15 protein-coding genes are annotated in these 15848 nt (G+C 70.8%); 5 read left to right on the top strand and 10 right to left on the bottom strand.

What is annotated here, in order from left to right; all coding sequences use genetic code 11:
- Positions 1 to 21 precede the first annotated feature (21 nt).
- Entirely contained in the window at positions 22 to 3318 is a 3297-nt protein-coding gene (locus HNR22_RS23555; RefSeq protein ID WP_179782158.1) for a S8 family serine peptidase, read from the top strand.
- 67 nt (positions 3319 to 3385) lie between these two features.
- Here HNR22_RS23555 and HNR22_RS23550 read toward each other — a convergent pair whose 3' ends face one another.
- The gene (locus HNR22_RS23550; protein WP_179782157.1) at positions 3386 to 3829 is read right to left on the bottom strand and encodes a hypothetical protein; all 444 of its coding nucleotides are present in this window, start codon (positions 3827 to 3829) and stop codon (positions 3386 to 3388) included.
- Positions 3830 to 3869: 40 nt separating this feature from the next.
- The gene (locus HNR22_RS23545; RefSeq protein WP_179782156.1) at positions 3870 to 4856 is read right to left on the bottom strand and encodes a 4-hydroxy-3-methylbut-2-enyl diphosphate reductase; all 987 of its coding nucleotides are present in this window, start codon (positions 4854 to 4856) and stop codon (positions 3870 to 3872) included.
- Between the two features lie 143 nt (positions 4857 to 4999).
- Between HNR22_RS23545 and xseA the strand changes: the two genes are divergently transcribed.
- A complete protein-coding gene (gene xseA, locus HNR22_RS23540; protein ID WP_179782155.1) occupies positions 5000 to 6214 on the top strand; it encodes an exodeoxyribonuclease VII large subunit in 1215 nt (404 codons plus the stop codon).
- 45 nt (positions 6215 to 6259) lie between these two features.
- Entirely contained in the window at positions 6260 to 6481 is a 222-nt protein-coding gene (locus HNR22_RS23535) for an exodeoxyribonuclease VII small subunit (RefSeq protein ID WP_030328827.1), read from the top strand.
- Positions 6482 to 6521: 40 nt separating this feature from the next.
- Here HNR22_RS23535 and HNR22_RS23530 read toward each other — a convergent pair whose 3' ends face one another.
- Both HNR22_RS23530 and HNR22_RS23525 read right to left on the bottom strand, forming a co-directional pair.
- On the bottom strand, positions 6522 to 7373 hold the full coding sequence (locus HNR22_RS23530; protein WP_099850542.1) for a hypothetical protein: 852 nt from the start codon (positions 7371 to 7373) through the stop codon (positions 6522 to 6524).
- Positions 7374 to 7581: 208 nt separating this feature from the next.
- On the bottom strand, positions 7582 to 8229 hold the full coding sequence (locus HNR22_RS23525; RefSeq protein WP_099850541.1) for a DUF4245 domain-containing protein: 648 nt from the start codon (positions 8227 to 8229) through the stop codon (positions 7582 to 7584).
- A gap of 159 nt (positions 8230 to 8388) precedes the next feature.
- Between HNR22_RS23525 and glpX the strand changes: the two genes are divergently transcribed.
- Together glpX and HNR22_RS23515 are read left to right on the top strand one after the other, a co-directional pair.
- Positions 8389 to 9420: a class II fructose-bisphosphatase gene (gene glpX / locus HNR22_RS23520; protein WP_088946216.1), complete on the top strand. Its 1032-nt coding sequence runs from the start codon at positions 8389 to 8391 to the stop codon at positions 9418 to 9420.
- Positions 9421 to 9422: 2 nt separating this feature from the next.
- The gene (locus tag HNR22_RS23515) at positions 9423 to 10388 is read left to right on the top strand and encodes a DMT family transporter (RefSeq protein ID WP_425488111.1); all 966 of its coding nucleotides are present in this window, start codon (positions 9423 to 9425) and stop codon (positions 10386 to 10388) included.
- A gap of 62 nt (positions 10389 to 10450) precedes the next feature.
- On the opposite strand, the gene HNR22_RS23510 is transcribed toward HNR22_RS23515, so the two are convergent.
- The 6 genes from HNR22_RS23510 to HNR22_RS23485 form a co-directional block, all read right to left on the bottom strand.
- A complete protein-coding gene (locus HNR22_RS23510; protein ID WP_179783693.1) occupies positions 10451 to 11419 on the bottom strand; it encodes an NAD(P)/FAD-dependent oxidoreductase in 969 nt (322 codons plus the stop codon).
- Positions 11420 to 11524: 105 nt separating this feature from the next.
- Positions 11525 to 12178, bottom strand: a complete 654-nt coding sequence (locus HNR22_RS23505; protein ID WP_179782153.1) for a rhomboid family intramembrane serine protease — start codon at positions 12176 to 12178, stop codon at positions 11525 to 11527.
- Between the two features lie 115 nt (positions 12179 to 12293).
- Complete coding sequence (locus HNR22_RS23500) at positions 12294 to 12971, bottom strand: aggregation-promoting factor C-terminal-like domain-containing protein (RefSeq protein WP_179782152.1); 678 nt, start codon at positions 12969 to 12971, stop codon at positions 12294 to 12296.
- 274 nt (positions 12972 to 13245) lie between these two features.
- Positions 13246 to 14661: an RNA 5'-3' helicase PhoH2 gene (gene phoH2, locus HNR22_RS23495; protein WP_179782151.1), complete on the bottom strand. Its 1416-nt coding sequence runs from the start codon at positions 14659 to 14661 to the stop codon at positions 13246 to 13248.
- 412 nt (positions 14662 to 15073) lie between these two features.
- Positions 15074 to 15409, bottom strand: coding sequence for a hypothetical protein (locus tag HNR22_RS23490; RefSeq protein WP_088946210.1), 336 nt, complete (start codon positions 15407 to 15409; stop codon positions 15074 to 15076).
- Positions 15410 to 15440: 31 nt separating this feature from the next.
- Positions 15441 to 15785 carry a hypothetical protein gene (locus tag HNR22_RS23485; protein WP_030328857.1) on the bottom strand — a complete coding sequence of 115 codons (345 nt, stop codon included), beginning with the start codon at positions 15783 to 15785 and terminating at the stop codon, positions 15441 to 15443.
- Positions 15786 to 15848 lie beyond the last annotated feature (63 nt).

Raw genomic sequence — 15848 nt, 5'->3', positions numbered from 1 at the left:
GTTCTCTGGAGGAAAGAGAACGTGAGCAAACCCCGAAATCTGAGCCGGCGTACCTCGGCCGCGCTCTTCGCGTCGGTCCTGGCGACGAGCGCCTTGACCGTCGTGGGTGGTGCCGCCACAGCGGCCGCCGCTCCCGTCACTACACCGGACGCTTCCCCGGCCACCGCCGCCGAGACGCTGGGCGCTCACGACGCCAAACTGCTCGGTGAGGCCAGGGCCAAGAAGGCCCCGACCGTCACCCTGATCGTCTCCACCGAAAAGGGTGAGGCGGGCGTTGTCGCCGACGGCCTCACCAAGCTCGGCGGCACCGTCAGCCAGCGGCAGGACAAGGTGGGCTTCCTCCTGGCCAAGGTCCCGACCGACAAGGCCCTCGCGGCGGCACGGCTCCCCGGCGTCTCGGCCGTCGACCTCGACGAGGTCGTCAAACTGCCGGACCCGACCCCGGAGCAGACCACCACCGGCACCGCCGGCGCGCGGCAGGCCACGGTCGCGGCACCGGGGGCGGCCACCCAGGCGTCGAACCCGTACATGCCGACCAACGAGACGGGCGCTGTCGCGTTCACCGACGCCCACCCGGAGTGGGACGGCCGGGGCGTCACGATCGGCATCATGGATTCCGGTGTGGACCTCGCGCACCCGGCGCTCCAGCAGACCACCACCGGCGAGCGCAAGATCGTCGACTGGGTCACGGCCACGGACCCGTTGGAGGACCTGACGTGGCGTCGGATGCAGGCCGAGGTCACCGGCCCGTCGTTCACCATCGCGGGCGGCACCTGGACGGCACCGGCCGGCACGTACCGGTTCAACCAGTTCAGCGAGTCCGTCACCGCCGCCAGCGACGCACGGGGTGACGTCAACCGCGACGGCGACACGACCGACGTCTGGGGTGTGCTCTACGACCCGGCCACCAACAACATCTGGGTGGACGCCAACCAGAACCGCAACTTCACCGACGACGCGATGATGCGGCCGTACAAGGAGAAGTACGACATCGGTTACTTCGGCACCGACAACCCGGCGACCGCAGTCGCCGAGCGGCAGCCGTTCGTCGTCGAGTTCCGCAAGAACGTGAACACCGAGCCGATCGGGCTCCCGGGCACCTACGACTACGTCAACATCGGCATCGTCGAGAGCACCCACGGCACCCACGTCGCCGGCATCACCGCCGCCAACGACATGCTGGGCAACAACGCCTTCGACGGCGCGGCTCCCGGTGCCAAGCTGGTCTCCGCCCGTGCCTGCTCCTGGGGCGGCGGCTGCACCGCGGCGGCCCTCACCACCGGCATGGTCGACCTGGTGGCCAACCGCGGGGTCGACATCGTCAACATGTCGATCGGCGGGCTCCCGGGCCTGAACGACGGCAACAACGCCCGGGCGAACCTCTACAACGAACTGATCGACACGTACGGTGTGCAGCTCGTGATCTCGGCCGGCAACTCCGGCCCGGGCCTCAACACCGTCGGCGACCCGTCCGTCGCCAGCAACGTGATCAGCGCCGCCGCCAGCATCAGCAAGGACACCTGGCTGGCCAACTATGGCTCGGTTGTGCGGAAGAAGAACGCACTGTTCAACTTCTCCTCCCGTGGCCCGCGCGAGGACGGCGGCTTCAAGCCGAACATCGCCGCCCCCGGCTCCGCCATCTCCACGGCACCGACCTGGCAGCTCGGCGCCCCGGTCCCCGAGGCCGGCTACGCGTTGCCCCCGGGCTACGCGATGCTGAACGGCACGTCGATGGCCTCCCCGCAGACCGCCGGAGCCGGCGCGTTGCTGCTGTCGGCTGCCAAGGCCACCGACCGGGGCGTCAGCCCGGCGGCGCTGCGGCGTGCGTTGTTCAGCTCGGCAAAGCCGATCGCCGACGTGCCGACGTACGCGCAGGGCTACGGCATGGTCAACGTGCCGGGCGCGTGGAAACTGCTGCGCCAGGGCGTCGAGACCCGGTCGTACGTCTCCGACGCGCCGGTCTGCAGCCCGCTGTCCGGTCAACTGACCATCTGGGACGGCGTGAAGTTCGTGCCGAACCCGGGTCGGGGCACCGGCGTCTACAACCGCTGCGGCTCGGCCCAGGGTGGCCACAAGGCCGGGCAGAGCAAGACCTACCCGGTCAAGATCACCCGCACCAGTGGCCCGGCCGGCACCATCAAGCACAACGTCACGCTCCAGGGCAACGACGGCACGTTCAAGGCGCCGAAGACGGTTGCGCTGCCGCTCAACAAGACCGTCACCGTCTCCGTCACCGCCAAGCCGACCGCCGAGGGCGTGCACGGCGCGATCATGAGGATCGACGACCCGGCCACGAACGTGGTCGACTTCGAGGTCTCCACAGTGGTCGTGGTCTCGAACGACGTGAAGAAGCCGACCTTCTCGTACGCCAACGAGGGTTCAGTCGACCGGAACGGCTTCACGTCGTACTTCGTGACGGTGCCGGAGGGTGCCAAGGCCCTCCAGGTGAACCTCTCCGGGATCGCCACCGGGTCGCAGACCCGGTTCATCGCCATCAACCCGCTGGGTGTGCCGACGGAGGCAACCACCAGCACCGTCTGCTACACCAACTTCTCCGACGTCAACGTCTGCAAGCCGCAGGAGCGGGACTACCAGAACCCACTTCCCGGCGTCTGGGAGATCGAGGTGGAGTCGCGGCGGACCTCTCCGGCAATGAACAACCCGTTCAAGCTCCAGGCACGGGTGCAGGGCCTGACGGTCGAGCCGGCGCTGGTCGAGCTGCCCAGTGTCAAGGCCGGCGAGCCGACCCCCGTGAGCTGGGACGTCACCAACGCCTTCGGCCCGGTCTCGGTCAGCGGCCGCAGCGGCGCGCTGACCGGCGTGCGCACCGAGCGTCCGACCATCACCGAGGGTGGCCCCAACCAGGAGTGGACCGTCGAGATCCCGGCCGGGACGTCGACGTTCACCGCCCGGATCGGCAACCCCGCCAACGGGGGCTCCGACCTGGACCTGTTCGTCTACCGGGGTGACGCCGAGGTCGGCCGGTCCGCCGACGGTGACTCGGAGGAGGCGGTGACGCTGACCAACCCCACGGCCGGCACCTACCGCGTCGTGGTGGAGCCGTACGGGGTCGACGGGCCGGGCACCAGCACCGCCTACGACTACTACGACGCGTTCGCGTCCGCCTCGCTGGGCACGATCACCGCACCGGCCGTCGCGGTGCCGCTCCTGCACGGCGAGTCGACCACCATCACCGGCACAGTGACGGCGGTGGCGGTTCCGGCCGACGGACGTCAGCTCTCCGGTGAGCTGGCGATCGTCACGAACGAGGGTGCGGTCGTCGGCCGCGGCACCGTCTCCATCGGCGCCGTGAACTGATCCGTCCGTAACACCTACAGGAGCCCGTCCCCGAGTTCGGGGACGGGCTCCTTCGCGTTCGGAGGTGTCAGGTCGGGCGGGCGGCCGTCACGACGAACGGGGTGCCCTGCTGGCAGGTGGTCATCATGCCGGGCTCGGCCCGACCGGTGACCTCGACCCGCGCACCGGGCGTCAGCACGTCACGCGGACCGCCGACGAGCAGGTAGCCGTCGAGCAGCACGCAGTTGGGCTCCACGCCGCCCTGCACGGTGCCGGTCAGGGTGGTGGCACCGACACCCGGGGGCGTGCTGGGGCCGCCGGGCTTCGGTGGTTTCGGAGTCTTCGGGCCCGAGGGCGGGGTGGGGTCGACTGTCGGCGGCAGGGCGGTCGGGTCGGGCGTGGGCTGGCTGGTCACCGGCTGCGCTCCCGTCGGGGTCGGGCTGGGTGTGCCGCCTCCGGTGCCCTGGCTGCCGCAGGCACTCAGCGCCACGCAGACGGCCAGCACGGGAACGGCGAGCCGAAATGTCCTCATGCCTGATCTGACGTACGCGGGGCCGAGTTCGTTCCCGTGTTCAGCCGCGCGCCGCCGCGGCCTTCATGTCCCGCTTGAGCTCCTGCGGGAGCGAGAACGTGAGCCGCTCGTTGGCGGTGGTGATCTCCTCGACGTCGGCGAAGCCCCGTGCGGCGAGGTGGGTCAGCACGTCCTGGACCAGGTCGTCCGGCACGCTCGCGCCGGAGGTCAGGCCGACAGTGGTGGCCCCCTCCAGCCAGGCGTCGTCGATCTCGTGGACGAAGTCGACCAGGTGACCGGCGCGCGCCCCCGCGTCCAGGGCGACCTCGACCAGACGAACCGAGTTCGAGGAGTTCGTCGAGCCGACGACGATCACCACGTCACAGTCGGCGGCGATCTCCTTGACCACGTGTTGCCGGTTGGAGGTGGCGTAGCAGATGTCGTCGCTGGGCGGGGACTGGAGCAGCGGCAACCGCTGCTTGAGCCGGGCCACCGTCTCCAGCGTCTCGTCGACCGAGAGCGTGGTCTGGGACAGCCAGACCACCTTCTCCGGATCGCGGACGGTGACCTTGTCGGCGCCGTCCGGACCATCCACCAGCTGGATGTGCGCGGGGGCCTCACCGGCGGTGCCGATGACCTCTTCGTGCCCCTCGTGCCCGATGAGCAGGATGTCGTAGTCCTCGGCGGCGAACCGCTTCGCCTCGTGGTGCACCTTGGTGACCAGCGGGCAGGTCGCGTCGATCGCCTTCAGCGAGCGCTGCTTCGCCTGCTCGTAGACCTCGGGAGCCACGCCGTGCGCGGAGAAGATGACGGTGGACCCCTCCGGCACCTCCTCGTTCTCCTCCACGAAGATCGCACCCTGGGCCTCCAGGGTCTGCACGACGTGCTTGTTGTGCACGATCTGCTTGCGCACGTAGATCGGAGCGCCGTAGAGCTTCAGCGCCTCCTCGACGGTCTGCACCGCACGGTCGACGCCAGCGCAGTAGCCGCGCGGCTTCGCCAGGAGCACGCGCTTGCCGGTCCGGGGAGTCGCCTCAGCCTCAGTCACCCGTCCATCGTACGTGCCGACAACCCCACGGCCACCGGCCCACGACCCCCGGACTGACCCGGTGATCAAGAGGTTTGCGTCAGAAACGCGCCCGATGCTGACGCAAACTTCTTGATCACCGCGAGGGTCCGTAGGGTGGGCGGGTGACCGAGGGGGCGCGGAGCAGCGCGGAGGAGCCTTGGCCCGTGCGGGTGGTCAGCCAGAAGGTGGGGGCATGGATCGCCAAGCTGGGCTGGGTGTGGGTGGACGGGCAGGTGGCGCAGATCAGCCGCCGGCCCGGGGCCAGCACCGTCTTCCTCACCCTGCGTGACCCATCGGCCGACCTGAGCCTGACCGTCACCACCAACCGCGACGTACTGGACGCCGGCGCGCCGGAGCTACGCGAGGGCGCCCGCGTGGTGCTGCACGCCAAGCCGGAGTTCTACGCCGCCCGGGGCACGCTGAGCCTGCGGGCCGACGAGATCCGTCAGGTGGGGCTCGGTGAGCTGCTGGCCCGGCTGGAGAAACTCAAGAAACTCCTCGCCGCCGAGGGGCTCTTCGACCGCGCCCGCAAGCGCCGGCTGCCGTTTCTGCCCGGCCGGATCGGGCTGATCACCGGTCGCGCGTCGGCGGCCGAGCGGGACGTGCTGACCAATGCCCGGCGGCGCTGGCCCGCTGTGGAGTTCCGCACGGTCAACGTGGCAGTGCAGGGCCCCGCCGCGGTGCCCGATATCGTCGCGGCGCTGAAGGTGCTCGACGCGGACGAGAGCATCGATGTGATCATCATCGCCCGGGGCGGTGGCGGCATCGAGGACCTGCTGCCCTTCTCCGACGAGGCGCTGTGCCGCGCGGTCTTCGGCTGTCGTACGCCGGTGGTCAGCGCGATCGGCCACGAGACGGACGCGCCATTGATCGACTACGTGGCCGACGTCCGTGCCTCCACCCCGACCGACGCGGCCAAGCGGGTCGTCCCCGACCTCACCGAGGAGGTACGCCTCATCGGCCAGGCCCGCTCCCGGCTGCAACGGGCGGTCCGCAACCTCGTCGACCGGGAGACGCACCGGCTCGACGGGCTGCGGTCCCGGCCGGTGCTGGCCCGCCCGCAGGTGATGGTGGAGCATCGGGCCACCGAGCTGGCCGCGTTGCGCCAACGGGCCGGCCGCTGCCTGGATCACCGGCTCACCGCCGCCGAGAATGATCTGCGCCACACGCTGGCGCGGCTACGCGCGCTCTCCCCCGCCGCCACCCTCGACCGGGGATACGCGATCGTGCAGCGGGCGGACGGCCATGTCGTCCGCGCGGCGGCGGACGTCGGGAAGGGCGACCCGCTGCGGGTACGGCTGGCCGACGGTGAGCTGGCCGCCACGGTGGATGGCTGAGTGGCGACACGGTGACCTGGGAAGCGGTGTGTGGAGATGGACGCGATGACTGACGACACGAAGGCCGGGCCGGACGAGCGGCTCAGTTACGAGCAGGCCCGCGCCGAGTTGGCCTCGGTGGTTGAGCGGCTGGAAGCCGGCGGCACCTCCCTGGAGGAGTCGCTGGCGCTCTGGGAGCGCGGCGAGGCGCTGGCGGTGATCTGCCAACGGTGGCTGGATGGCGCGCGGGCGCGGATCGACGCCGCCCGGCAGGAGCCCGCTTCCTGACGGCGGGCGGGGCGGCCGGAGCCGCCCCCACCCGCGTACGTCAGTTGAACAGGCTGTACAGCTCGGCCGGAGCTTCGACGACCTGGTCCGCCGGCGGCTTCTGCGCGGCGGTGGCGGTGCCGTAGTCGGAGTACGTCATCTTGATCTCCTGGGCGGCGGTCTGCCCGGCGGCCGGCAACTGCAACACCAGCTCGCTGAGCCGGCCCTGCGGGTCCACCTTCGCGGTGAACGGGACCGTCTTCGCCTGGGTGCCCAGCGCGGCGATCGTGGCGGCGTTCAGTGAGCCCGCCTCGGCGGCCTTGGTGACGTCGATGGTGCCGGCGTACGCGCCGGTGCCGGTGCTGCGTACCTCGGTGATGCCCTGGGTCAGCACTGCGCTGCCGGCCGGGTCGACCTTGTCGAAGTCGAAGCCGAGGTTGCGGTTGCCCTTGATCCGGGCCTGGTCCAGGTGCTGGTACTTACCGAGGTTGAGCTGCTTGATGGCCGGCAGGCTGTTGGCGGTGGGGCCGGTCAGCTCCAGCTTGACCCAGCTGTCCGGCTTGTAGTGGATCACGTCGAGCTTCATCGCCAGGTCGGACGAGGGCCCGCCGATGGCGATCTTCATGGCCGCGCTCTGGCTCGGCTGGTGCACCTGCCCCTCCACCGTCGAGCCGACGGCGGTGAGGGCGAACCGGAAGTTGCCGTTGCTGATCTCCTTGGTGGAGTCGAGCAGGGCCTGCTTGGCGTCGCCCGGCACGGGCGTACCGCTGGCCGCGCTCGGCGCGACGGAGGAACTCGCCGTCGGGGACGCGGTCGATCCGGCGGTGCCGGTCGTCCCGTCGCCGCAGGCAGCCAGGGCGGGCGTGAACAGAGCGGCGGCTACCAGGCCGGCGCCGAGTCGTCGAACAGTCATACGTGTCTCCCAAGGGGGTCACCCGACGACCTGGGCGGCGCCGGAAACCGGGCGACGCAGCAGCACCGTCGGCTGCGCCGCGCGACCCGGGCCGAGCAGTGCGCCCGGATCACTCCCTCTCTGTTCCCTGTTGACGGGTCGGACAATCACCCTTCTGTCCGGTTGCCCTTTCCGGCCACCACCAGGGCCGTCGATCGGCCGAGCCCGCTCAGCGCAGCGAACCGGCCAGTTCGCGCAGTTCGTTGTCCCGGGCATCGCCGATCACGATCACCGTCCGGGTCGGTTCCAGCAGCACCAGCGCCTGCTGGTTTCCCCGGGCCGTGTAGAGCTGCCAGGTGCGCCCGCCCAACTCGGTGGGGCCCTGGGGTTGACCCTGACTGGTCAACTCCGCGGGGAGCAGCCGCTCCGCCGGCACGTTGCTCTGCAGGAGTTGGACGCCCCGCCCCTCCGGCGTGAGGTAGCCGAGCCGCAGGTTCGCGCCGCCCTCGACGGTCTGGTAGCGGGCGCTGACCGTCGACCAGTCGGAGCCGAGGCCCTCCGGTTGGCTCACCGGAAACACGTTCGCCGACCGGGCCTGCTCGATCGCGGGGGCGGGATCGACTGTGGTGGGCTCGTCGCCGCCGAGAAATCCCCGGTAGAACGCCAGCAGGAGGGCGATCGGGACGAGCAGCACCAGCAACGAGATCGCCATGTCCTTGGGCGAGCGCTCGGACTTGCCGGATTTGAGCGGAGGCGGTGGCGTCGGATCGGTCGCGGCGGGCTCACCACCGGGGCCGCTGGGGACGTCGACCGGCGGCTGACCGTCGGGCGGCGTGCGGTCGGCGGGTACGCGGTCGGCTGGCTGTGCGGGTTCCACCCCACCATCTTCGCAGCCGCCCGACCGGCGGTATCCGGGCCATCACCGCCCCGCGCCGAGCCCGGGTCGGCCATCGTGTGAGGATCAGCGACAAAGCCGGCAGTGGGGGCCTCCCCAACGTCGGTCGTCCCCGCACCGTCGCGAGGAGGAGTAGCCGTCATGACGAACACCAGGACGCGGATCCCACAGGATCTCGACCGAAACCTTGCCCTCGACCTGGTCCGGGTCACCGAGGCCGCAGCGATGGCCGCCGGCCGTTGGGTGGGCCGGGGTGACAAGGAGGGCGGCGACGGAGCCGCTGTCGACGCGATGCGCAAGCTGATCAACTCGATCCAGATGCGCGGCGTGGTGGTGATCGGCGAGGGCGAGAAGGACAACGCCCCGATGCTCTTCAACGGCGAACACGTGGGCGACGGCACCGGCCCGGAGGTGGACGTCGCCGTCGACCCGGTCGACGGCACCACCCTGATGAGCAAGGGCATGCCGAACGCCGTGGCGGTGCTGGCCGTCTCCGAGCGGGGTGCGATGTTCGACCCCAGCGCCGTGTTCTACATGGAAAAGCTCGCCGTCGGGCCGGTGTACGCCGACGTGATCGACATCAATGCCGGTGTGGCGGAGAACCTGCGCCGGATCGCCAAGGTCAAGGGCACCGACGTCTCCGAGGTGACCGTCTGCGTGCTGGACCGGAGCCGCCACGACGACCTGGTCGCGCAGATCCGCCGGACCGGGGCGGGCATCCGGTTCATCTCCGACGGTGACATCGCGGGCTCCATCGCGGCCGCCCGGGGCGAGTCGGATGTCGACGTGCTGATGGGCATCGGCGGCACCCCGGAGGGCATCATCTCCGCCTGCGCGTTGAAGTGCATGGGCGGTGCGATGCAGGCCAAGCTCTGGCCGCGCGACGAGCAGGAGCGGGAGAAGGCGATCGCCGCCGGGCACGACCTGGACCGGGTGCTGAGCACCGATGATCTGGTAACTGGCGACAACTGCTTCTTCGTGGCGACCGGGGTCACCTCCGGGGATCTGCTGCGCGGAGTGCGCTACCGGGCCGGTGGCGCCTACACGCAGTCGATCGTGATGCGCTCGAAGAGCGGCACCATCCGGGTGATCGACTCGTACCACCGGTTGGAGAAGTTGGCGCTCTACTCCGCGATCGACTTCGACGGTCGTCCGCTGGCCGAACAGGAGTGACCATCACCGACACAGCGACCCCACCGGTCCTGTCCGCCACCCGCCGGATCACCGGTGTCGCGCTGGCATCGATCTCCGGGGTCGCCGTGGCGGTGCAGTCCCGCATCAACGGCGAGCTGGGGGAACGCCTGGCCGACGGCTTCGCGGCCGCGGTGGTCTCCTTCGGCGGCGGCCTGGTGGTGCTCCTGGTGCTGGTGCCGCTCACCCCCGGCGGACGGCGTGGCCTGGTCGCGTTGCGGGGCGCGCTCGCGAAGGGCACACTGCGGCCGTGGCAGTGCCTCGGCGGGATGTGCGGGGCGTTCCTGGTGGCCTCCCAGGGCCTGACCATCGGCTCGCTGGGCGTGGCCGTCTTCACCGTGGCGGTGGTGGCCGGCCAGAGCGGCAGCAGCCTCGCCGTGGACCGGGCGGGGATCGGACCGACGGGCCGGCAGCCGGTCACCCGACAGCGGCTCGCCGGTGCGGTGCTCACCGTGCTGGCGGTCGGCCTCGCGGTCGGTGACCGACTCAAGGACCCGGGCATGTTGGCGCTGGCCCTGCTGCCCCTGATCGCCGGGGTAGGCACCGCCTGGCAGCAGGCGGTGAACGGTCGGGTCCGGGCGGCGGCCGACAGCGCGTTGACCGCCACGCTGGTCAACTTCTTCGTCGGCACTGTCACCCTGCTCGTGGCGTTCGCGATCGACCTCGCGGTACGCGGCTGGCCGACCGGTCACCTCCCCACCGAGCCGTGGCTCTACCTGGGCGGGCCGATCGGCATCGTGTTCATCGCCATCGCCGCGGCCATCGTGCGCTTCACCGGAGTTCTGCTGCTCGGTCTGGCCACCATCGCCGGCCAGATCGTGGGAGCGGTCCTGCTGGACCTGGTCTCGCCCACGGCCGCCTCGCACCCCGGCCTGAACACCCTGCTCGGCGCCGCGCTTACCATGGTGGCCGTGTTGATCGCCGCGCTGGCGCCGCCCGCCAGGCGCTGACCGCGAAGCGCCAGGCGCCGTCCCGATCCGGACACGAGCCGGTCTGTCGCCGGCATCGAAAGTCAGCCGGCGTCGGAGGAGTGCCCCGGGAAGAGGTGCGCGCTCGGGTCGATGGCCACGGCGGCGTTGTTGACCGCCGTGGCGGCCTCGCCGAAGCCGGTCGCGATCAGCCGGACCTTGCCCGGGTATTCGGTGATGTCACCCGCCGCGAAGACCCTCGGCAGGTTCGTCGCCATCGCGCTGTCCACCAGGATGTGCCGGCGGTCGAGCTGTAGCCCCCATTCGGCGAGGGGCCCCAGATCGGCGGTGAAGCCGAGGGCTGCCACCACGATGTCCACCGGCAGTGTCTCGGCCGCACCGCCGCGTACGGTCACCTCGGCGCCGGTCACCGTGCCGTCGCCGATCAGCCGGCTGACCTCGGCGTTGACCACCACCCGCACCGGCAGGGACAGGACCCGGGCCACCGTCGAGGCGTGCGCCCGGAACTTCTCCCGTCGGTGCACCAGCGTCACCGAACGCGCCAGCGGCTGTAGCGCCAGCGCCCAGTCGAAGGCGGAGTCGCCGCCACCGACGATCAGCACGTCCCGGCCGGCCAGCTCGGCGGGCTCGGTGACGAAGTAGACGATCCCGGAGCCGGGGGCGCCGTCGGCGCACGGCAGCGGCCGAGGACTGAAGCTGCCGAGCCCGCCGGTGACCACGACTGCGCCGCAGCCGAGCTGCTCGCCGCCCGCCAGGCCGAGCACCGGACGCCCATCGGCGTACGAGAGTTTCTCGGCGCGCGTGCCGAGCAGGTACTGCGGATTGAACGGGGCTGCCTGGGCGACCAGGTTGGCCACCAGGTCGCGACCCTTGATGGCGGGAAAGCCGGCCACGTCGAGGATCAACTTTTCCGGGTACATCGCGGTGACCTGGCCGCCCGGTTCCGGCAGCGCGTCGATCACCGCCACCGACAACCCCCGAAACCCGGCGTAGTACGCGGCGAAGAGACCGGCCGGACCGGCCCCGATCACGGCGACATCGACCTCACGCATGGCGTACCGTCGCTTTCCGCTCACGGATCAACGCTTGCTGATCTCGACCGTAGGCGGGCGATGACGGTCCGGCAAGCACGTCCCAGAGGCGCGCCGGGGAATCGGTCAGGGCAGGCGGAGTGTGTCACCCGAGTAGTCCGGCCCGTCCACGGTCGGCCGCCGCCGGCGGAACAGGATCGCCGCGACCACCCCGCCGAGCAGCCCGAACAGGTGACCCTGCCAGGAGATCCGCTCGTCGGTGGGGAGGATGCCGACCAGTTGCCAGCCGTAGAGCAGGCCGACCAGGAGGAAGACGGCGAAGTTCCACCAGCTGCGCTCGACGATGCCCCGGGTGAGCAGGATGCCCAGGTAGCCGAAGATGACGCCGCTGGCACCGACCACCACCGAGTTGGGTGAGCCGGTGAACCAGACGCCGAGCCCGCTGACCAGGATGATGACCAGGGTCGACCAGAGGAACCGGCGGGCTCCGGCGGCCAGGACGAACGTGCCCAGCAGGATCAGCGGGATGCTGTTGCTGTAGAGGTGGTCGAAGCCGTGGTGCAGGAACGGGGAGAAGAAGACCCCGTCCAGCCCGTCGATGCGTTGCGGGATGATGCCGGCGGTGGCGTCCAGGCCGAACGCGAGGCCCTGGTCGACGGCCTCGATGAGGAAGAGGAACGGGACCACCGCACACATGGCGACGAAGGCTCGGCCGAGCGCGGCGTAAAACGCCTCGGTGCCGAACCGGAAGGGGTCGCCGCTTGGCGGGTGCAGGGTCACCGTACAACTGCTATCAGCAAAATCGGCCTACCGCCACTCGCGTCCCGGCTGAGCAGCCCGGCGTACGCGCGACGGCGGGGCAGGTGGTCGCCCACCCGCCCCGCCGTCGACGTCGTCAGTAGTGGCCGTTGCTCTGGAAGTAACCCCAGGCACCGCAGGGCGTCTTGTACCTGCCCTTGATGTAGCCCAGCCCCCACTTGATCTGGGTGGCCGGGTTGGTCCGCCAGTCGGAGGCGACCGTACCCATCTTGCTGCCCGGCAGGGCCTGCGGGATGCCGTACGCACCGGACGAGGAGTTGGCGGCCTTGTGGTTCCAGCCGCTCTCCTTGGTCCAGAGCTTCTCCAGGCAGGGGAACTCGGAGATGCCGAAGCCGGCGTCGATCATCATGGCGCAGCCGGTCTTGCGGTTGCCGCTGTACTCCTCGCAGGACGCCGGGATCGGCCCGGTGTACGGCTTGGCGGGCGCGTTGGCGGCATCGCGCTCGCGCTTACGGGACGCCGCGGCGGCCTCCGCCTTGCGGGCCCGCTCGGCGGCTTCCTTGGCGGCCTGTGCCGCACGCAGCTTGGCCTGGTATTCGGCGGCCCGCTGCTGGGCGAACTTCACCTGGTGGGCCGACTGCCGCTCGCGCTGGTACGCGAAATCGGCCCGGTCGACCTCGACGCTGACCTGCTCGGCCAGGCCCTGTTGCTGGGTTTCACGGTCTTCGCCCAGATAGAAGCCGCCGGCTACGCCCACGGAGAGCAGCGCCACGGCGGCTGTACGGGCACCCAACCGGCTCCACAGCCGACTCACGAAGTGGTCCCTTCGTCGGGGGCAAGGACGCGGCGCGGCCGGCCACAGGTGGGCCGTCAGCCGTGCCACGAGCGCCCCGACCGGTTGCCGGTCGCGCCGACGCACCGACCGCCGCCGATGCCGTCCGTCTCAGGACGAACGATCACCGACGATGCTCATGGTGCGTGGACGCTCGTGGGACACGATTGCGCACAGTGAGGCTGATGGGAAACCAACCGACCTGTTTGTGATCTGTGCCACATCTAGAATGCGGACAAACCCCTTCATAACGTCATCAGATCGGGATGTCCTCCAGAAGATCCGTCACCATCGCGGCGATCGGCGACCGCTCCGAACGGCTGAGCGTGACGTGCGCGAAGAGCGGATGCCCCTTGAGCGCTTCGATGACGGCGGTCACCCCGTCGTGTCGGCCGACCCGCAGATTGTCCCGCTGGGCCACGTCATGGGTGAGCACCACCCGGGAGCCCTGCCCGATCCGGGACAGCACGGTCAACAGCACCCCGCGCTCCAGCGACTGGGCCTCGTCCACGATCACGTAGGCGTCGTGCAGGCTGCGTCCGCGGATGTGGGTCAGCGGCAGCACCTCGAGGATGCCCCGCGAGGTGACCTCCTCCAGCACGTTCTCGTGGACCACCGCGCCGAGCGTGTCGAAGACCGCCTGGGCCCACGGCGACATCTTCTCCGACTCGGAGCCCGGCAGGTAGCCCAACTCCTGGCCGCCGACGGCGTACAGCGGGCGGAACACGATCACCTTCTTGTGCCGACGGCGCTCCATCACCGCCTCCAGCCCGGCGCAGAGCGCCAACGCCGACTTGCCGGTGCCCGCCCGACCGCCCATCGACACGATCCCGATCGACTCGTCGAGCAACAGGTCGAGGGCGATGCGCTGCTCGGCCGAGCGGCCGTGCAACCCGAAGGCCTCCCGGTCGCCCCGGACCAACCGGACCGACTTGTCCGGCAGCACCCGACCGAGCGCCGAACCGCGCCCCGAGTGCAGCACCAGGCCGGTGTGGCAGGGCAACCCGGCCGCCTCGTCGAGGTCGAGCGTCTCGCCGGCGTACAGCGACCCGATCTGCTCCTCGGTCAGCTCCATCTCGGACATGCCGGTCCAGGTCGGGTCGCTGGCCTGACCGTGGCGGTACTCGTCAGCGCGCAGGCCGACCGAGGCCGCCTTGACCCGCAGCGGCATGTCCTTGCTGACCAGGGTCACCTCCCGGCCCTCGCCGGCGAGGTTGAGCGCGACGGAGAGGATCCGGGCGTCGTTGCTCTCGGTGCGGAAACCGGGTGGCAGCACCCCGTCGTCGGTGTGGTTGAGCTCCACCCGCAGGGTGCCGCCGGCGTCGTTGGCGGGCACCGGCGTGTCCAGCCGGCCGTGCCGGACCCGCAACTCGTCGAGCATCCGCAGCGACTGCCGGGCGAACCAGCCCAGCTCCGGATGGTGCCGCTTGCCCTCCAGCTCGGTGATGACCACCAGGGGCAGCACCACCTCGTGCTCCGCGAACCGGTGGAACGCCGCCGGATCGGAGAGCAGCACGGACGTGTCCAGGACAAAGGCCTGGCCGGCTGGTCGCGGCTCCTTCGGGTCGGCCGGCGCGGCGGCCGCCGTACGGCGGCTCCTGGTGGCTCGGCGGGTCGTGGCAGTCGCGGCCGGGGTCTGGTCGGCACCGGCGGTGGTACGGCGAGTCGTCACAGGCCTGCTCCGACGGATGGGCACCCGCCACCCGTGTTCCGCCTCCTCCGGTGCCCGGGGACACGGGGTCGGATGCGGAACCCCATGCGCGAGGTCGCAGATCCGGGCGGACCGGCTGGCTCGGGAGAACCCCGTGCCATGCCTAGACGCTAGCCCCGCCGGACCCTTCCGGCTAGAGGTCGGACGTGGATCTCCCAAGTCGGGTGTGCGCACACCGGTTGGTCGGGGTCCTCAGCAGCGCGGATGCCGGCGGTGGGCGCGGCGGAACCGGCCGGGATGCATGCCCCCTGCGCGCATCCCGGCCGGTGGGGCCACCGTCACCGGTCTGACGGGGCCCGACGGTGCGTGTCCGCCGCGGACGACGCACCGCGTTCGTGGCGTCGGTCGGCGGGTGTGCGCCCGCCGACCGACCTCAACCGGTACGTCGGACGAGCGTGCCGGTCGGGTGCCGCCCGGTGATCGGGGCGGCCGGCGCGGTGAACGACGAGCCGGTGTACGTGGTGCCCGGGCGGGCGACGGTGCTGGCCGAACGGGTCACGCTCGCCGGGGCGACCGACAGGGCCGAGGCGATCGCCGCCTGAGCGTCGCGGCGACGCCTGTTCCAGGCACCCCGGTCACCGTCGAAGTAGCCCTGCCGGTAACCGAAGCGGTAGCCGATGCGGTAGCTGAGCTGCCCGTGCAACCGGCCGGCCGCATAGCTGGTGGCACCGAGCACCAGAACGAGGAAAACCGCGAGGAAAGGGCTCATCGGGCAGCTCCGGCCCGGCCAGGACGGCAGGTCATCGCTCCTCCGGCTCGATGGTGGTGGGATCCGCGACGAGCAGCCGGTCCAGGTCGTCGGTGCTGACCTCCTCGACCAGCTCGACGCTGATCCGGCAGCCGTCCAGCACGACCTCGGCCACCGAGGACCTGCGGATCTCACCGCCGGCGTCGTAGACGCGGACGCTCAGCTCAGGGCAGCCGAGATGGGTACGCCAGGCGTTCCACTCGGCGCGATCGCCGACGCTCAGCGACAGGTAGCGGCAGCCTCGGGCCAGGTAGAGGCGCCAGGGGGCGGTCAGCCCCGCGGCCACTCCCTCGGCGATCAGCCCGAAGGCCTGGGCGCGGGTGGCGAGCTCGGTCACCACACCCCCTTGGCACCGGAGGCGTGACGCATGTGAGCAGCAATCGTCTCATGCACGAGACAC

The sequence above is a fragment of the Micromonospora jinlongensis genome (genome assembly GCF_013410645.1).
Classification (GTDB): domain Bacteria; phylum Actinomycetota; class Actinomycetes; order Mycobacteriales; family Micromonosporaceae; genus Micromonospora; species Micromonospora zamorensis.
The sequence above is the reverse complement of the archived record's forward strand: the minus strand, read 5'-3'. Positions and strand labels throughout refer to the sequence as shown.

Excerpts from the sequence above, each read along its gene's own strand:
- glpX (WP_088946216.1), top strand. The coding sequence starts at position 8,389 with ATGACGAACACCAGGACGCGGATCCCACAGGATCTCGACCGAAACCTT.
- HNR22_RS23510 (WP_179783693.1), bottom strand. The coding sequence starts at position 11,419 with ATGCGTGAGGTCGATGTCGCCGTGATCGGGGCCGGTCCGGCCGGTCTC.
- HNR22_RS23550 (WP_179782157.1), bottom strand. The coding sequence starts at position 3,829 with ATGAGGACATTTCGGCTCGCCGTTCCCGTGCTGGCCGTCTGCGTGGCG.
- HNR22_RS23535 (WP_030328827.1), top strand. The coding sequence starts at position 6,260 with ATGACTGACGACACGAAGGCCGGGCCGGACGAGCGGCTCAGTTACGAG.
- HNR22_RS23530 (WP_099850542.1), bottom strand. The coding sequence starts at position 7,373 with ATGACTGTTCGACGACTCGGCGCCGGCCTGGTAGCCGCCGCTCTGTTC.
- HNR22_RS23490 (WP_088946210.1), bottom strand. The coding sequence starts at position 15,409 with ATGAGCCCTTTCCTCGCGGTTTTCCTCGTTCTGGTGCTCGGTGCCACC.